The following is a 16,550-nucleotide window of genomic DNA, read 5'->3' as shown; positions in this document are numbered from 1 at the left end:
CTGATTACAGTGAACATTAACACTGTTTATAGTGAACATTCTACAGTCTATAGTGAATATTATGCTGATTGTAGTGAACGTTTTTCTGATTATAGTGAACGCGATCACCTTCTCAGGCCTTGTGGGGTGCGGCTTACAGCGATCGGGGATCTCTTAGGATCTCTTTAAGATCTCTCTATGATCTTTCTTTAAGATCTATTCACTGTATAACTGCATAACCCTATGAAGAATCAGCATCTGCCATCAAAAACTGTCGGAATATGTAAGTCAGTAGGATTGATCCCATCAATAGCGTTAAAACATTAATTCTTTGCGAATAGCATCCTAAGCTTTCATCAGAAGAGAACAACTTCCTCACTATTATTCATTTTTCATCAATCTTCTCAGAGCGTAAGGTGAAAGCCATATTCACACCCTACAACTCATGACGAAGGCATCTTATGACTGACAACGTTATTTCACGTAATCCTACCACTGGCGAAATCATCGCAACCTATCCACTACAGAATGCAGCTGAGCTTGAAGCTGCGTTGCAGACCAGCGCTGATGCTTTCACACAATGGCGCGCCACCAGCATGGCTCAGCGTGTCATCGTATTGCGTCAGTTAGCAGAACAGATCCGTCAGCGTCAGGATCAACTCGCCACAATGGCGACATTGGAGATGGGTAAACCCATTGCACAGGCTCGTGCTGAAGTCCTGAAATGCGCGAACCTTTGTGACTGGTACGCAGAACAGGGTCCGGCCATGTTGGCTGACAAACCCACGCTGGTGGAAAATCAGCAAGCCTGGCAGTCGTTCCGCCCGTTAGGTGTGATCCTCGCCGTGATGCCGTGGAACTTCCCTTACTGGCAGGTGCTGCGCGGCGCAGTCAGTATGCTGCTGGCAGGGAATACATATGTGCTGAAGCACGCCCCAAGTGTGATGGGTTCAGCGCATCTCATGACGGAACTATTTGATGCGACCGATCTGCCAAAAGGTGGCTTCACCGTGATTAACGTGGATAACGACGGTGTTTCAGCAGCGATCAAGGATCCTCGTATTGCTGCTGTTGCAGTGACTGGAAGTGTGCGGGCAGGTGGAGCGATTGCGGCGCAAGCCGGCGCCGTGTTGAAAAAAACCGTGCTGGAACTGGGTGGTGCAGATCCTTTTATCGTCCTTGCCGATGCGGATCTCGATGCAGCAGTGGCTTCAGCGGTCACAGGACGCTACCAGAACACCGGACAGGTATGCATGGCAGCCAAACGGTTCATCATTGAAGAAAGTGTCGCAGAAGCGTTTGAGGCGCGTTTTAGCGCTGCTGTGCAGGCATTAAAAATTGGCGATCCGTTGAATGAAGAAACTTATATCGGACCGATGGCGCGTTATGATCTGCGTGATGAGTTAGACCAGCAGGTACAGCAAACCCTGAAACAGGGTGCGCGCCTGGTTATCGGTGGTCATAAGATCGATGGCGTCGGCAACTACTATGCCCCAACGATCCTTGCTGATGTGACACCCGACATGATCGCCTTCCAGCAGGAGATCTTTGGCCCTGTGGCGGCGATTACCGTAGCACGTGATGCGCAGCATGCTTTAGAACTGGCCAACGACAGCGAATTTGGTTTGAGTGCCACCGTGTGGAGCGGTAACGAAGCGATGGCGAATGAGCTGGCAGAGAAACTGGAAACCGGCGCCGTGTTTATCAATGGCAACGGTGCTTCCGATCCCCGTGTGGCGATTGGTGGCGTGAAGAAGAGCGGCTACGGTCGTGAACTTTCCAGCTTTGGTGTCCACGAATTCTGTAATATCCAGACCGTCTGGAAGAACCGTCGTTAAGACTTTTAGGGCGTGCAGTGCACGCCCTGATTCCCCGAATTCTATTCCGTCATGTTGCTCATTCTTCACCGCAAAGCAAATGCACTCTGCAGATTCTTTTCAATAGCTAAAGATGTATGCGCTTACTAACATACCAACTATTGATCTCCCCGCAATGTAGCCTCTAAGTGATACCAAATCAGATTGATTGAGATACTGGCATATTGGACTTTTTCAGTTGAATTGATACCTATGTAGATGTTGTGCAATTGCGTGCTGTCAGGTTGGATTTACTGACTACAGTGAATGCACAACAAACTTAGCGACTTTAACCACATGTTATTGCGGTTATTAGCACATAGGTTCAACCAAGTCCTTCGCTTGTAATTTGACCTGACCCGTAACCAAGACTATAGTCACGCTTACGGATATTTTAAGGCAAGGAGGGGTAAATGGGCATTTACCTGACGCCAGAATTTCAGGAAGAGAGATGTAATGCACGCATCAATGATAAAATTTTGTGTAAAGCTGCAAAGTCGATTTTTGCGGGATTACATGGCGACCCATTAGGACGTTACACGTTCAAAAAACGACTTGGGTTGCCCGGTGTTGGGGCATCTGACGGCGCGCGTAGCATTGTTTTCTTCAATTATGGCAACAACATTTATTTCTTTGATATGTACCTGAAAAGTCAGCTGTCAAAGAAGAAAGGCAAAGAACTTGAAGATGATGAAATTGATGCTTATTGCCGTATCGCTCGGGATTTTATTGCGATGTCAGATGAGAAGGTCCGGGAATTGATTAAGTTAAAAGAACTAATCGAGGTAACTTGTGATGACTGATCGCTTAAAGAAAATCCACGATATGGCGCAGCGCTATAACCAATTGGGAATTGTTCAGGACGAGACGGTTGCGGAAATCAGCGCGGCGATCGAAGCACGTAATATCCCGCCTGTACGCGCTATGTCTGGGATTGAGATCAAAGCGGTACGCTTAAGATGGAAGATGTCGCAGGCAGCATTAGCAATGACCACCGGCATGTCAGTTGAGAGTGTTTCAAAGTGGGAACGGAACGAGAGTAAACCCAATAAAGCGGCTTTGCGTATCCTCAACACCATTGAGGATAAAGGCCCAGCGGTTTTCATCCTGTAAAACATAAAAGCCCATCAGGGCTTTTATGTTTCAAATCTCAAATCACCGCTCATCAAACGGCACGCCGCCTTTAGATTTATGATGCTTCGGCGTTTCAATGATTGAGACCGTCACTGAATTGGCATCAATCTCAAACGAGTCCGCGACTGCGGCAGTAACAGCTTTCAGCAACTTCTTCTTCTGCTCAACCGTGCGGCCTTCCGCAGCATAGACAACGATCTCTGGCATTTCCGTTTCTCCTTGAGGGGTCAGATTCGGTTCAGCATAACCCAGTCACGCCCGAGCATGCAGTGTCAATTTGTCATAAACACCCGCGCAAACCGTTTATCCCCGCAGGCGATCTGTGTTTAAATGTGTATTGTTATGTTATAACGTAATTTCTCTGGGATTTTTGTAGCGGTATTTTTCGGAAACCATAATGAAATCAATGAAAAAATTGCTGATCGCCACGGCGCTCGGCCTGGCTTCGTGCGCCTCTTTCGCGGCGCAGCATCAGGAAAACACGGTGCGCATTGCCGCTCCGTTTGAAATTAAAGGTGCCGATCCGGCGCTTTCCGGTGACATCCTTCTGCGCATGGATGTGGTGGAAACGCTGGTGGAAGTGAACGAACGCGGTGAACCGATCCCGGCTTTGGCGAAGAGTTGGCAGGTCTCGGAAGACGGTTTGCGCTGGCAATTACAACTGCGCGATAACGTGCGCTTTCATGATGGCTCGCCATTGGATGCGTCAGTGGTAGTGAAATCACTCAACACTGCGCGGAACAAAGCGGGATTACTGGATAAAACACCCATCACTGAGATCAGCGGGGAAGGGCAGGTGGTGACCATCACACTGCGCGAGCCTTTCACACCACTGCTTTCCGTCCTGGCTGAAAGCCGCTCACAAATACTGGCGCTATCCAGCTGGGATGCACAGGGCAACATTACGCGCATCATCGGCAGTGGTCCCTTCATGCTGACCGCCTTTCAGCCGCCGCAGTCGTTAGCAGTAAAACGTTTTGAAGCGTACTGGGGTGAAAAACCGCATATCGCCACAGCCAGCTATCTCTCCTCCGGCCGGGCAGAAACCCGCGCGCTACTGGCAGAAAGCGGTGATGAGGATTATGTGTTCAATCTTGATGCAGCCAGCCGTCAGCGTCTGGCACGTAAGCCTGCGCTGCAGCTTCCCGCCATTTCTGTGCCGCGCACGCTGATGTTGAAGCTCAATCTGGGCGATCCGCTGTTAGCCGAACAACCGATGCGCGAAGCGATCAGCATGGCGATCGATCGCAACGCGTTGGCGATGGCGGTGTTGCGCTATCCGGGTGCTGCCAGTCAGTTGTTCCCGCCGAACATGGGTGAGTGGCACAACGCGGCACTGCAACCACTGGCCTATCAGCCCGATGAGGCTATCACTCTGTTGCAAAAAGCCGGCTGGCAATCAGGATCAGACGGCGTGCTGACACGCAACGGTCAGCGATTTAGCCTGACGCTGCTGACATTCCCGGATCGCCCTGAACTGCCGTTGATGGCGATGGTTATTCAGCAGCAGCTGCGCAAAGTTGGTATAGAAGTGAAAATCAACTCAACCAATGCCAGCGAAATTCCTGCCCAGCATCACAGCGGGAAATTACAACTGGCGCTGTTCTCACGCAACTTTGCACTAACGCCCGATCCAACCGGCACCTTGCTGCAGGATTACGCCGAGAAAGGCGGCGATTGGGGAGCGATGAACTGGCATCCGGCGGGATTCAGTGGCGCACTGCATACCCTGACGCAATCCACCGATGCCTCCGCGCGTGCCCAGGCTCGAACGTTGATCACTTCGGCGCTGCAACAGGATCTGCCGGTGATTCCAATCGCCTGGTATCAACAATCGGCAGCGATCAACAGCCAACTGAAAAACGTCGCGCTCGATCCGTTTGAACGTCACTTCGGCCTGCGCCAGCTGCGATGGGAGCCGTGATGATCAGACAACTAAGCTGGCGTCTAATGCAGGCGTTTTTTGTCGTGCTCTCGGTGGGTTTACTCACCTGGTTTCTGGTCCGGTCACTGCCGGGCGATATGGCGTGGCGTATTGCCAGTGGTCGCTACGGCTATGATCGGGTTGATGCGGATGCTGTCGCGCGCGTGCAGCAGGAGTTAAACGGTGCAACCGATCAAGGCAGCGCCTTACTGCACTGGCTGTTCGATCTGCTGCAATTCAACTTTGGCCGTTCGCTGGTCTCCGGCGAACCGGTGATGGACGAACTGCGATGGCAACTGAGCCAGACGCTGGCATTAGCAAGCGTTTCATTGCTGTTGACGCTGGTTATCACGCTGCCACTGGGTATCTGGGCCGGTTGCCACGCCAATGGCAAATTGGATCGGCTGTTGTTTTGGCTGACGTCGATGCTTAAGTCTGTGCCGCATTTTGCACTGGGTATGCTGCTGATCGTGTTGTTCGCGCTGCAACTCGACTGGCTGCCGACTGCGGGACACGGTGAGCTGCGCCATTTCCTGTTACCGGCGATGACGCTGGCCTTGTCCCTGAGCGCGGTGGGCGTGCGCGTGGTGCGCGAAGCCACCCGGCAGGTGGTGAATGCAGGCTATTACCATTGGGGGGCGCAAAAAGGTCTGGCGCCCGCCACCTTGTTGCAACGTCACGGTTTACGCAATCTGGGAACACCGGTACTCACCTGGTTCGGTATGCAGTTTGTCTGGCTGGTGGAAGGCGTGGTAGTGGTAGAGACATTGTTTGCCTGGCCAGGCATCGGTCATGCACTGGTTCACGCCATCTTCGCCCGCGATGTGCCGGTGATACAGGCCAGTGCCATGACGCTCGGCCTGCTGTTTGTACTGCTTAACATGCTGGTGGATGCGGGTTGCCATCTGCTTGATCCGCGAGGGACGCGTCCATGAAATTGACTTCACGTCATGCCGGTTTACTGCTGCTGGCTCTGCTACTGAGCTACGCCTTTTTACTGCCTCTGTTTCATCATGGCGATCCCCTGCAACAAGAGCTACTCAACATGTTGCAGCCGCCCAGCCAGGCCAATCTGTTAGGTTTTGATCACCTGGGGCGTGACATGCTGCCGCGCCTGAGTGCGGCGCTGCGCCTGTCACTGGGTCTGGCTGCACTGTGCGTGATCAGTGCGATGCTGGTCGGTGTGCTGGCTGGCGCGTTCAGTGCGCTTTATGGCGGTGTGCTGGACCGCTTAATCAGTATGCTGAGTGATATGTATCTCGCGCTACCCGGCTTGCTGCTGGTGCTGTTACTGGCGGCGATTGCCCCTGATTCGCCGCAGATGCTGTGGCTGGGGATCTCGTTGGTACTGTGGGTGGAATTCTTCCGCGTAACGCGCGCCACCTTACTTCCGATTGTGCATTCACCAGGCATGCAGGCTTCAAAACTGCTGGGTTTTAACGCGCTTTACCGTTTTCGTCGCCACCTGTGGCCGGCACTCGCACCGGTACTGCTCACAGTTGCGCTGTTCTCGTTCAGCAGTGCCATCATGGCCGTATCGGCACTGGGCTTTATCAGCGTGGGTGTCCGACCACCGACGCCGGAACTGGGTTTGATGATGACGGAACTGCTGCCCTTTGCCTGGGAAGCCCCCTGGTTACTGTTGCAGCCCGTTGCCGCGCTGTTTTTATTGCTGATAAGCCTCAACCTGATGATGAAAAAGGAGCGTGCATGAAGGGATTACAGGCCATTGGCCTAACGGTATCAACAGCAGATGCCACGCTGGTGGAACCGGTCGATTTTCACTTGCAACCTGGCCAGCCGCTCACCTTATTAGGTGAAACCGGCTCAGGAAAAAGCCTGTTGGCGCAGGCGGTAATGGGAATTTTGCCGGAGACATTACAGGCCAGCGGAACCTTGATCATCAACGGTCAACGCTATCAGTTACCGCAGGATCGTGATGCGATACGTAGCTTGTGGGGAAGGACTATGGCCTCGCTGCCACAAGAACCCTGGTTGGCGCTGGATCCCACCATGGCGATTCAGCAGCAGGTTGAGGAAGGCTATCGCTATATTCGAGGGCATTCCGCGCCGCGAAGCGTTGCGGCTTCGCAGGATGACCTCGCACAGCTGGGATTACAGGTTGCGGCACAGAAATTCCCGTGGCAACTGTCCGGTGGCATGGCCCAGCGCGCGGCATTTGCAGCGGCGCGCTCGGGTGGTGCGGAGATCCTGATAGCAGACGAACCGACCAAGGGGTTGGATGTGTCCCGACGCGATGACGTTTCTGCATTGCTGCGTCGTGAAGTGGCTGAAGGCGGAACGCTGTTGACCATCACGCACGATATCGCGCTGGCGCGTCAGTTAGGCGGCGACGTTATCGTCATGCACAAAGGCAAAGTGATCGAGCAAGGTACAGCGCAGCAGGTGTTACACACCCCGCAGCAGAGCTATACCCGCGAGTTGCTGGCCGCCGACCCCGTTGCCTGGCCGCAACGGCAAAGCACGGTGATCCGTAGCAAACCGGTGGTGAGCGCGCAGGGAATAAAACTGCAGCGCGGTGGAAATACGTTGGGCGTGCCAGAAAACTTCACCCTGCATGCTGGTGAAATTGTCGGTTTACATGGCGCCAGCGGCAGTGGGAAAAGCAGTTTTGGCGACGTATTACTGGGATTACTCGCGCCACAACAGGGCAGTATCACACGTCATGTTGCGGCGAGCGCGCTGAAGTATCAGAAGATCTATCAGGATCCCTCGGCGTTGTTTCCCCCTATGCGCACGCTGTCACAAAGCCTGGAGGATGTGCTGCGCCGTCATCGCATTGAACGGTCTAAACGCGACACGCTAATGGAGCAATTGGCGTTAGATCCTTCATTACTTACGCGCTGCCCGGATTCCCTCTCGGGCGGCGAGTTACAGCGCTTTTCTCTGTTACGCGTCATGCTGCTTGAACCGGTTTTCCTGTTCGCCGATGAGCCAACATCGCGACTCGATCCGCTGGTACAGCAGCAAACCCTGCAGCTGATAACGCAGATGGCGCGTCACCAGCAGTGCGGCGTACTGCTGGTGAGCCACGATCGCGAACTGCTGGAGAAGGGGACAGATCGCGTGATCGCGATGCAGGCGGCTTAACGCTCTGGCGGCTGGCTATCACCGACACCCAGTGAGCGCTGCATCACGACGGTGTCGAGCCAGCGGCCATGTTTGAATCCCACCGATTTCATCACGCCGGTGTGCTCGAAGCCGAGCGACCGGTGCAATCCCAGCGATCCCTGATTGGCGCTATCTCCCACGATGGCGATGATCTGGCGAAAGCCTGCTGCTTCTGCCAGCGCAATCGCTTTTTGCAATAACGCTCGCCCGACGCCACGTCCGGTTTGTTCATTATCGAGATAAATCGAATCTTCCAGCGTGAAGCGATAGGCATAGCGCGGTCGATAAGGCGCCAGATAACAATAACCTAATACCTGTTCATCCTCCTGCGCCACCAGCCAGAAGCCACCGCGCTGCTGCACATCTTTAACGCGGTTAAGCATTTCGCTTTCGCTAGGTGGTTCGGTTTCGAAGGTGGCGGTGCCGTGGATGACGTGCCACGCATAGATTTTCTGAATGGCAGCGGCGTGATGGGGTCGGGCGGGAATAATATCCATATGTTCCTGATAATCGGCTAGCGAAAAACACAGCATGCCACTGTGTCCCGCGCCGATCATCGGGTTTGAATATAGGAAATTGTTATGACTAATTTTGCTCTGAAAGCTGCACCGCCATGGTATTCGCTTCCAGCGCTTCGAAGATGTGCGGTTCGTCAGCGGGGTAGCAGATGTAGTCGCCTGGATGAAGTTCGACCGGCGAATCGGTAGGCCCAACCAGGGCGCGACCTTGCGCGATGATAATGTGTTCAACTGAACCCGGTGGATGTGGATGAGAGGCGCGCGGTGCACCCGGCTGGCTGGTGATCAGATATAAATCACGACGACCGCCCGGCGGGCAGCTGGCCAGTAACGCGGCCTGGTAATCCGCGAGTTCAGCCGACACCATCATGCCCTCACCGCGACGGATCACCTGTAAACGCTTCACTTCCGGTTCCATCAAACGGGCGAAAGGAATATTCAGCGCCACGCACAGTGACCACAGCGTCTCAATGCTGGGATTGCCGTTGCCCGCTTCCAGTTGGGAAAGCGTGGATTTGGCAATGCCGGCGCGGCGTGCCACTTCGGTTAACGAGAGCCCTGCACGCTGGCGTTCGCGCACTAATCCAGCAGAGATAAGATCGATCGGTGGCGTCACAATTACTCCTGTTCTTTATATCGAACGTTTTGTTCATCTTGTAAAACAATTCGGGCGCGTTCATTATAACGGCTTTCCTGTTCGATATGAGATCAAATTGTGATGCGTCTGGGTGCAGTTCCGCTTGATTGCGGCGTATTTAAAGCGATTTTCCTGGTTTGTCTTGCCGACGGTATTGTCGGGCTCTCTTACGGTTCGCTGGCGGCGGCGGATGGTTTTCCGCTGTGGGTGCCCATCGCGCTCTCGACGATGGTGCTGGCAGGCGCATCCGAGTTTCTGTTCATCGGCATTGTGGCCGGTGGTGGCAGCCCATTAACAGCTGCGGCGGCGGGTTTACTGGTCAACGCGCGCCACTTGCCCTTTGGTATTGCAGTGAAAGATCTGGTCGGGCAGGGCGGACGCAGTTTGCTGGGTTGCCATATCATGAACGACGAAAGCGTGGTGTTTGGCATTTCGCAAAAGACGCTTTCCCAGCGACGCGCCGCATACTGGGTGTGTGGTTTAGGAATTTTTGCTATCTGGCCACTCAGCGTGGTGTGCGGCGCATTTATTGGGCGCTTCATTCCTGATGTTTCGGCGATTGGTCTGGATGCGGTTTTCCCCGCCATCCTGATCGCGCTGATCTTTCCCGCTTTGCGCCAACGTCGCACGCGTATTCCGGCCACGCTGGGTACCGCATTATCAGTGCTCGCCACGCCGTTTGTCCCGGCGGGAATGCCGGTATTGTTTTCTTTGTTAGGCTTGCTGAGCTGGCGGGAGCGCAAAAATGCACAATAACCTCGTGATTGCCGGGATCGTACTGCTGGCCGTCGGCACTTATGTGATGCGTTTCGCCGGTTACCGTTTGGGAAGCCGTATGCCGATGTCGGAATCGGTGCGCAATATGCTTTCGGATGCTGCTACGGTGCTGTTGCTGGCGGTTGCCGTTACCACCGCATTATTTGAAGGGAGCCACTTCGCAGGTGTCGCGCGGATAGCGGGCGTGTTATTTGCCGTGTTTCTTGCCTGGCGCCGTACGCCGTTGATTTTAGTGATTGTTGGCGCGGCCGTGATGACGGCATTGCTGCGTTATTTTGGTGTGCCTTAAGCCAAAAAGAACAAACGTGCGGCAAGGGTTTTGCTAATGTGGGATTTCCTTATTCATCACACAGAGAAGAATCCATGACACCGCGCTTAGCGCTTCCACATGAAGCCGCCGACTTGTGGCGTATTCGCAATCTCGCGATTCGCGATGGCTGCCAGTCAGTTTATCCGCCTGAAGTGATTGCCGCATGGACGCCTGACGCGTTGCCGGCAGGTTACTTTGAGGCGATTAAGGGCAATCCTTTCTATGTGATCGACGATCCTGAGTTGGGCGCTGCCGCTACGGGCTTCCTCGATCTCAAAAGCGGCAGCGTAGAAGCCATTTTTACCCTGCCAGCCTGCAACGGAAAAGGCTACGCCAGCGCCATTATGAACGCGATCATCGCGGAAGCCCGCCAGCGCGGTTTTCGGCACCTCACCTTAGCCGCAACGCCCAATGCCAGCGGCTTCTATCTGCGCCATGGCTTCAGCACCGTACGTGAGGCCTTATATCCTTCCGCTTTAGCGAAAGCCGATCTCCCCTGCGTCGAAATGATACTGACACTATGATTAAGTAAGTGAAAACAACATGGACAGCGCCAAAATGGTGATTAACTGTGTGGCTTATCGCCACGGCAAACGTGAAGAGCATGTCGATGTAGCCGACATCAGCGAAGTACTTAAAGATGAGAGTGCCTTTATCTGGCTGGGATTGAATCAGCCTGAACCGGGTTTTATGCAGACGTTGCAGGAAGAGTTTGGACTGCATGAGTTAGCGATTGAGGATGCGCTGGTGGCCCATCAGCGCCCGAAGATTGAGCAGTACGGTGAGTCGGTTTTTATCGTAGTGAAAACGGCGCATCTCGACGATCAGCAGCGCATCAGCTTTGGTGAAACCCACTTTTTCCTCGGTAAAAACTTCCTGATCACCGTCCGCCACGGTTCGTCGGAGGGCTATGCGGCGATTCGCGCCAGGGCAGAAAAAAACCACACCATGTTGTGTCAGGGACCGGGTTACGCGTTTTACTGCATCCTCGACTTTATCGTTGACCACTACAGCAAAATAACCGAATCACTCAGCGAACGTATCGGTGCGCTGGAAGAGGGCATGTTTACCACCCGTTTTGACAGCAAAACGCTGGAGGATGTCTATCATCTGCGGCGCGAACTGCTGGCACTGCGTAATGCCGCGATGCCGGTGACGGAAATTTGTGCCCAGCTGGCGCGTTTTCACGAGGACATTATCCCGAAGAACCTGCGTGCCTACCTGCGCGACGTCCAGGATCATGCTCATCACGTAATGATCGATGCGGAGGACATGCGCGAAATGCTGACCAGCGCGATGCAGGTCAATCTGGCGCTGGTATCGGTTCAGCAGAGCGAAGTGAATAAAAAGCTGGCAGGCTGGGGTGCGGTGCTGATCGTTCCGACGATCGTCTTTAGCATGTACGGTATGAACTTCTCAGACATGCCCGAACTGAAAACCCACTTTGGTTATCCCGCGGTGCTGATCGTGACGTTGGCGATCTGCGGCCTGATGTGGTCGCGCTTTAAAAAAGCAGGATGGCTGTAATTGCGGTTTGCATTCTATGTGCCTTCAAGGCCATGATAATTTCCTGCTATCCAAATGGAGCCTATCATGGCCGTCTCCTCGCCGTTCAATATTGGTCTGCTGCTGTTCCCTCATCTCACTCAACTCGATCTCACCGGTCCGTGGGAAGTCTTTGCTCGCATGCCAGGCGTGAACAACTTTCTCATCTGGAAAGATCGGCAACCGGTGATGTCTGACCGTGGTTTAGCCATCGTGCCGACCACGACTTTCTCCGAGTGCCCACCTCTTGACCTGATCTGCATTCCCGGCGGTCCGGGACAAATAGCGCTGATGGAGGATGAAGAGACGCTGGATTTTGTGCGGCAAAAGGCCGAACAAGCCCAATGGGTGACATCGGTATGTACCGGTTCACTGGTGCTGGGGGCAGCGGGTTTATTGCAGGGATATCGTGCCACTTCGCATTGGGGATCGCTGGATCAGCTCAGCCTGTTGGGTGCAACGCCGGTGGCTGAACGCGTGGTACGTGACCGCAATCGGATAACCGGCGCGGGTGTCACGTCTGGGATCGATTTCGCCCTCACCGTAGCGGAAGAACTGTTTGGCCGCGACGTGGCGGAAAACATTCAGCTGCAAATGGAGTACGATCCTGCTCCGCCATTCCACTCCGGATCGCCCCATTACGCCTCACCGGAACGACTGGCACAGGCAAAAACCCAGATGCAAGACTTCATCGCCCGTCGTCGGGTAGCGACGGAAGCTGCCGCCGCGAAACTTAAGCCCTAACGAGTTACTTTAAGAAACCTTTATGCAGCGAGAGCAAACTGGAAATTGCTATCGCTGCGGGGTTACCTGCAGCGATTTCTGCGAATTTCAGCCTGAAATCGCCAGGGATATTTTCCCTCAATGCCCACTGGCAGTAGGGCGCACGGTGATTTCGTTAACGTCGACTTCGCCAGGCTGGTCGATGGCCCAACTGACTGCCATGGCGATAGCATCAGGCTTGAGTGCAATCTGTCGATAGCTTTTCATTGCCTCGCGCGCCACGCTGTCGCTAATGCTGTCTGCCAGTTCAGATTCCACCACACCGGGGTTGATAACTGTAACGCGCAGTTCGCGTGATTCCTGGCGCAGGCCATCGGAAATGGCGCGAACCGCATATTTGGTGGCGCAGTAAACCGCGGCAGTGGGGGAAACCGTCAGAGCACCCACAGAAGCGATATTGATAATGTGCCCCATGCGCTGTGCCTGCATGGTGGGCAGCACCGCAGCGATACCGTACAACACGCCGCGAACGTTGACGTCCAGCATTAAATCCCACTCTTCAACTTTCATTGAACTCATCGGCGAAAGCGGCATGACGCCTGCGTTGTTGATCATCACATCAATGCGTCCGTATTCCTCCAGCGCGAAATCCGCCAGTCTTTGCGTGTCACTTCGCTGTGTCACATCCGTTGCGAGAAAATCCACGCTGGCACCTTCACGGCGTAATTCATCGCACAAGCTTGCCAGTCGATCGGTACGGCGCGCACCCATTACCAGTTTGTGCCCTTGATGCGCCAGATGACGGGCAATGCCTTCACCAATTCCGCTGCTGGCACCGGTCAAAATAATCACTTTTGCATGCTGATTCATGGGTAATTCCTCGTGTAGTTGACGAGGTCATTGTTGAAAAATCCCACTTAACGCAACAGACCGATTCGTAGCGCATTATTGCCTGATTCTCTCGTTCCTCTTGTGCACGTCACAACGCCATCGTTATGCTTTGCCTGAACCTCTCTCTGGAGCGTTATCCATGTCAAACACGGTAAAACAGCAAACCTGCCACCTGTTGCGTCAACTGGCGCGCCAGGAAGGCTATACCCAATCCTTGATGGACGGCGTCCGGTTTATGCGTGCTGATCAACAGTGGGCGCGCACGCCGGTGCTGTATGAGCCCAGCATCATCATTGTTTGTCAGGGTTCGAAGCGCGCCTTTCTCGCCGATAAGATGTATCGCTACGATGCGCAGCATTATCTTGTGCTGTCGGTGCCGTTGCCCTTTTCCGCAGAGACGGAAGCGACTTCTGAAGAGCCACTCCTGGGGATAGCAATCCGTCTGGATGCCACGATGATCGCGCGATTAGTTGCACAACTTTCCGAAGTTGATACAGCGGTCACAGCGCCACCGGCAGGGATTATCTCTACGCAAATTAATGATGTGCTGGCAGAAAGTACGTTGCGATTACTGGAAGCGCTCAGTGATCCACTGGAGGCAAAAGTGCTGGGACCCGCGCGCGTAGAGGAGATTTGCTTCCGTATATTGATGGGCGAGCAGGGTGGGGCAGTGCGCGCGGCGCTGACCTATCAGGGCCATTTTGGCCGCATTGCCCGTGCACTGCAGCGTATCCATGCTGACTGGCAGCAGCCACTGGATGTACCTCACCTGGCAAACGAAGCGGGGATGAGCGTGCCGCGTTTCCATCTGCATTTTAAAACGGTGACGCAAACGTCACCGATTCAATACCTTAAATCGCTGCGTTTGCATCAGGCCCGTTTGATGATGATTCGCGATAATCTCACCGCAGCCGGTGCCGCGGCGCGAGTCGGTTATGAAAGTGATTCCCAGTTTAATCGCGAGTTTAAACGCCTGTTTGGTCGCAGTCCGGCAGAAGAAGCGCGAGTGATGAAAAGGGCATTTAAACTGCTGCCGCCTGAGCAATTCATCGGGCGACTGCAGGCCCATTAACTTAACGAATGCCCATCACGGCAATCACCGTCACAATCCAAAACAGCGCACAGCCTGCCAGCATCCACTGCCAAATTTGATGGCGTTCAAAATTGAAAAGCACATGGATGCGCGCACGTAAAATCGTTTGCATAGTCACCTCGGGTCAAAATGTTTAATCGGATAATCAGTGGCTGCGTTCAGAAAGGTTTGGCAGCGGATAGGAACATTCTGACTATTTCTTAAACAGCGATCGACGAGACCAGTCTTGTTTATGCGAAGGACAAAGGCGGGAAAGGAGCCTCCAGCCGCGCAGAATGGGACTTCACGCGGCTGGAGACAACGATATTACACGCTGTGGGTAGCACCCCCATCAACACGAATATTCTGAGCGGTGATGTAAGCCGCGCCGGGCGAGGCGAGAAACGCGATGGTGGCGGCGACTTCTTCTGCGGTGCCGTAGCGCTTGAGCGGTACGCTATCCTGGCGAGCATCGTTTTTAGGCAAGCTGTCGATCCAGCCCGGCAACACATTGTTGATACGAATATTATCCGCTGCGAAGGTATCTGCGAAAATTTTGGTGAATGAGGCGAGCCCGGCGCGGAACACGGCTGAAGTCGGAAACATATCGGTGGGTTCAAACGTCCAGGCGGATGAGATGTTGATGATGCTGCCACCGCCCTGTTTTTGCATAATCGGGGTGACCAGGCGCGCAGCTCGTACCACGTTCAGGAAATAGGTTTCCATGCCGACCTGCCAGTCATTATCAGTCAGTTCCAGAATCGGCGCGCGCGGCCCATGACCGGCACTGTTGACCAGCACATCAATGCGACCCCAGCGATCCATCGTGGCTTCAACTAGTTTATTCAAGTCATCCACTGACTGGTTTGATCCGGTGATACCCAATCCGCCCAGACGTTCAGCCAGCGCTTCCCCTTTGCCAGAAGAGGAAAGGATCGCAACTTTATAGCCATCGGCCGCCAGTTTTTCTGCGGCTGCTGCACCCATACCGCTGCCGCCAGCCATAATCACTGCTACTTTTTCTACTGTCATAATCAAGATCCTTTTTCTCTCAGAAGTCGATTTATAGCAGTATAGGGTCTAAATTCAGCTGCAGAGAGTCAGTCTGATTCGCAATTGACGATAGGAAAACTACAGGATGACTCAGGGATTTCCCACGTTACCGCCGCTTAACGCGCTCAAAGTCTTCGAAGCCGTGACGCGTCATCTCAATTTTCGCCTCGCCGCTGAAGAACTTGGCGTGACGCAGGGCGCGGTGGCACAGCAAATTCGTGGACTCGAGAGTAACCTTGGGCTGAAATTGTTCGATCGGCTACCGCGGACATTGGCGCTGACTGGGGCGGGAGCAGGCTATGCGGTGAGCGTCCGCCAGGCGTTTGAGTTGATTGATGAGGCCACGCGTGCTCTGCGACCCGAACCTGATCGTTTGACCCTGAGCGTTACCCCAACTTTTGCCAGCCGTTGGATGTTGCCTCGCTTACCCGCTTTTACCGCCGCATGGCCGGATATTGATCTGCGCGTGCTGGCGTCGGAAAGATTGGTGCAGTTTCATCATGAAGGCGTTGATCTGGCCGTACGTTACGGGCGGCCGCCGTTCGGCGCCGGGCTGGACGCAACGCTGTTGTTCAGCCAAAGCGTAGTGGCGGTGGTCAGTCCGGAATTATTGGCTGAATCAGGCGATCCGCAGGATCGGGATAACTTCCAACGCTATGTTTTGTTGCATGACGGGCACCATTTGTGGCCGGCATTTCTCTCCTATCTTTTCCCGCGCAGCACGCTACAACATCAACATCATTTGCGTTTTAACCAGACTGCGCTGGCCTTAGAGGCGGCAATCAACGGGCAAGGCGTGGCGCTTACCAGTCCGCACTTTGTCGAGAACGATCTGGCCCGTGGCCGTTTAGTGCCAGCATTTCCCCAACAAATGACCGTTGACGCAGGTTGGTATCTGGTTTCTCCGCAGCGTCCACGTGAGCAGGCGAGCGTCCAGGCCGTGCGTGCGTGGTTGCTGGAGCAAGTCAAAGAGCCTTAAATGTCTGAAGAAATGGGCGT

At 54.1% G+C, this 16,550-nt stretch carries 20 protein-coding genes; 14 read left to right on the top strand and 6 right to left on the bottom strand.

The annotated features are described in order from the left end of the window. Nucleotides 1-440 precede the first annotated feature (440 nt). The 3 genes from LBW88_RS13535 to LBW88_RS13525 all read left to right on the top strand — a co-directional run bounded on the left by LBW88_RS13535 (nt 441) and on the right by LBW88_RS13525 (nt 2,948). Nucleotides 441-1,817 (top strand): aldehyde dehydrogenase family protein, encoded by a 1,377-nt coding sequence (locus LBW88_RS13535; RefSeq protein WP_224932790.1) that lies wholly within the window; start codon nt 441-443, stop codon nt 1,815-1,817. A gap of 431 nt (nt 1,818-2,248) precedes the next feature. Beyond that, nucleotides 2,249-2,638: a type II toxin-antitoxin system RelE/ParE family toxin gene (locus LBW88_RS13530; RefSeq protein WP_058960458.1), complete on the top strand. Its 390-nt coding sequence runs from the start codon at nt 2,249-2,251 to the stop codon at nt 2,636-2,638. Beyond that, nucleotides 2,631-2,948 (top strand): helix-turn-helix domain-containing protein, encoded by a 318-nt coding sequence (locus LBW88_RS13525; RefSeq protein WP_224932789.1) that lies wholly within the window; start codon nt 2,631-2,633, stop codon nt 2,946-2,948. Before LBW88_RS13530 ends, LBW88_RS13525 begins: the two co-directional genes overlap by 8 nt. A 42-nt stretch (nt 2,949-2,990) precedes the next feature. On the opposite strand, the gene LBW88_RS13520 is transcribed toward LBW88_RS13525, so the two are convergent. After that, on the bottom strand, nt 2,991-3,176 hold the full coding sequence (locus LBW88_RS13520) for a tautomerase family protein (protein WP_034822328.1): 186 nt from the start codon (nt 3,174-3,176) through the stop codon (nt 2,991-2,993). 190 nt (nt 3,177-3,366) lie between these two features. Here LBW88_RS13520 and LBW88_RS13515 point away from each other — a divergent pair, with 190 nt between their 5' ends. Genes LBW88_RS13515 through LBW88_RS13500 form a run of 4 tightly spaced genes read left to right on the top strand, consistent with a single transcriptional unit; the run spans nt 3,367 to nt 8,004 of the window. Then, nucleotides 3,367-4,893, top strand: a complete 1,527-nt coding sequence (locus LBW88_RS13515) for an ABC transporter substrate-binding protein (RefSeq protein WP_224932788.1) — start codon at nt 3,367-3,369, stop codon at nt 4,891-4,893. Then, on the top strand, nt 4,893-5,828 hold the full coding sequence (locus LBW88_RS13510) for an ABC transporter permease (protein ID WP_224932787.1): 936 nt from the start codon (nt 4,893-4,895) through the stop codon (nt 5,826-5,828). Before LBW88_RS13515 ends, LBW88_RS13510 begins: the two co-directional genes overlap by 1 nt. Further along, complete coding sequence (locus LBW88_RS13505; RefSeq protein ID WP_224932786.1) at nt 5,825-6,607, top strand: ABC transporter permease; 783 nt, start codon at nt 5,825-5,827, stop codon at nt 6,605-6,607. The genes LBW88_RS13510 and LBW88_RS13505 overlap by 4 nt, the downstream gene beginning before the upstream one ends. After that, complete coding sequence (locus tag LBW88_RS13500; RefSeq protein ID WP_224932785.1) at nt 6,604-8,004, top strand: ABC transporter ATP-binding protein; 1,401 nt, start codon at nt 6,604-6,606, stop codon at nt 8,002-8,004. The genes LBW88_RS13505 and LBW88_RS13500 overlap by 4 nt, the downstream gene beginning before the upstream one ends. Here the strand turns inward: LBW88_RS13500 and LBW88_RS13495 are convergent. Beyond that, nucleotides 8,001-8,522: a GNAT family N-acetyltransferase gene (locus LBW88_RS13495; protein WP_224932784.1), complete on the bottom strand. Its 522-nt coding sequence runs from the start codon at nt 8,520-8,522 to the stop codon at nt 8,001-8,003. The genes LBW88_RS13500 and LBW88_RS13495 overlap by 4 nt on opposite strands. An 88-nt stretch (nt 8,523-8,610) precedes the next feature. Then, entirely contained in the window at nt 8,611-9,159 is a 549-nt protein-coding gene (locus tag LBW88_RS13490; protein ID WP_224932783.1) for a helix-turn-helix domain-containing protein, read from the bottom strand. Between the two features lie 102 nt (nt 9,160-9,261). Between LBW88_RS13490 and LBW88_RS13485 the strand changes: the two genes are divergently transcribed. The 5 genes from LBW88_RS13485 to LBW88_RS13465 all read left to right on the top strand — a co-directional run bounded on the left by LBW88_RS13485 (nt 9,262) and on the right by LBW88_RS13465 (nt 12,556). Beyond that, a complete protein-coding gene (locus tag LBW88_RS13485; RefSeq protein WP_224932782.1) occupies nt 9,262-9,936 on the top strand; it encodes an AzlC family ABC transporter permease in 675 nt (224 codons plus the stop codon). Further along, nucleotides 9,926-10,246, top strand: a complete 321-nt coding sequence (locus LBW88_RS13480; protein WP_167134304.1) for an AzlD domain-containing protein — start codon at nt 9,926-9,928, stop codon at nt 10,244-10,246. Before LBW88_RS13485 ends, LBW88_RS13480 begins: the two co-directional genes overlap by 11 nt. A gap of 74 nt (nt 10,247-10,320) precedes the next feature. After that, nucleotides 10,321-10,791, top strand: coding sequence for a GNAT family N-acetyltransferase (locus LBW88_RS13475; RefSeq protein WP_224932781.1), 471 nt, complete (start codon nt 10,321-10,323; stop codon nt 10,789-10,791). A gap of 34 nt (nt 10,792-10,825) precedes the next feature. Next, entirely contained in the window at nt 10,826-11,794 is a 969-nt protein-coding gene (gene corA / locus LBW88_RS13470) for a magnesium/cobalt transporter CorA (protein WP_224933010.1), read from the top strand. A 66-nt stretch (nt 11,795-11,860) separates the two neighbouring features. After that, nucleotides 11,861-12,556 (top strand): DJ-1/PfpI family protein, encoded by a 696-nt coding sequence (locus LBW88_RS13465; RefSeq protein WP_224932780.1) that lies wholly within the window; start codon nt 11,861-11,863, stop codon nt 12,554-12,556. Between the two features lie 117 nt (nt 12,557-12,673). Here LBW88_RS13465 and LBW88_RS13460 read toward each other — a convergent pair whose 3' ends face one another. Further along, a complete protein-coding gene (locus tag LBW88_RS13460) occupies nt 12,674-13,405 on the bottom strand; it encodes an SDR family oxidoreductase (RefSeq protein ID WP_224932779.1) in 732 nt (243 codons plus the stop codon). A gap of 160 nt (nt 13,406-13,565) precedes the next feature. On the opposite strand from LBW88_RS13460, the gene LBW88_RS13455 reads away from it, so the two are divergent. Beyond that, entirely contained in the window at nt 13,566-14,498 is a 933-nt protein-coding gene (locus LBW88_RS13455) for an AraC family transcriptional regulator (protein WP_224932778.1), read from the top strand. 1 nt (nt 14,499) lies between these two features. Here the strand turns inward: LBW88_RS13455 and LBW88_RS26500 are convergent, their stop codons facing one another. Both LBW88_RS26500 and LBW88_RS13450 read right to left on the bottom strand, forming a co-directional pair. Next, on the bottom strand, nt 14,500-14,631 hold the full coding sequence (locus tag LBW88_RS26500) for a hypothetical protein (RefSeq protein ID WP_265112598.1): 132 nt from the start codon (nt 14,629-14,631) through the stop codon (nt 14,500-14,502). Nucleotides 14,632-14,825: 194 nt separating this feature from the next. Further along, a complete protein-coding gene (locus LBW88_RS13450) occupies nt 14,826-15,530 on the bottom strand; it encodes an SDR family oxidoreductase (protein WP_224932777.1) in 705 nt (234 codons plus the stop codon). Between the two features lie 106 nt (nt 15,531-15,636). On the opposite strand from LBW88_RS13450, the gene LBW88_RS13445 reads away from it, so the two are divergent. Next, nucleotides 15,637-16,530: a LysR substrate-binding domain-containing protein gene (locus tag LBW88_RS13445; RefSeq protein WP_224932776.1), complete on the top strand. Its 894-nt coding sequence runs from the start codon at nt 15,637-15,639 to the stop codon at nt 16,528-16,530. Nucleotides 16,531-16,550: the final 20 nt, after the last annotated feature.

The organism is Pantoea sp. alder81 (assembly GCF_020179835.1).
Lineage (GTDB): Bacteria > Pseudomonadota > Gammaproteobacteria > Enterobacterales > Enterobacteriaceae > Pantoea.
Note: the sequence above shows the minus strand (reverse complement) of the source record. Positions and strands in the feature narration are given on the sequence as shown.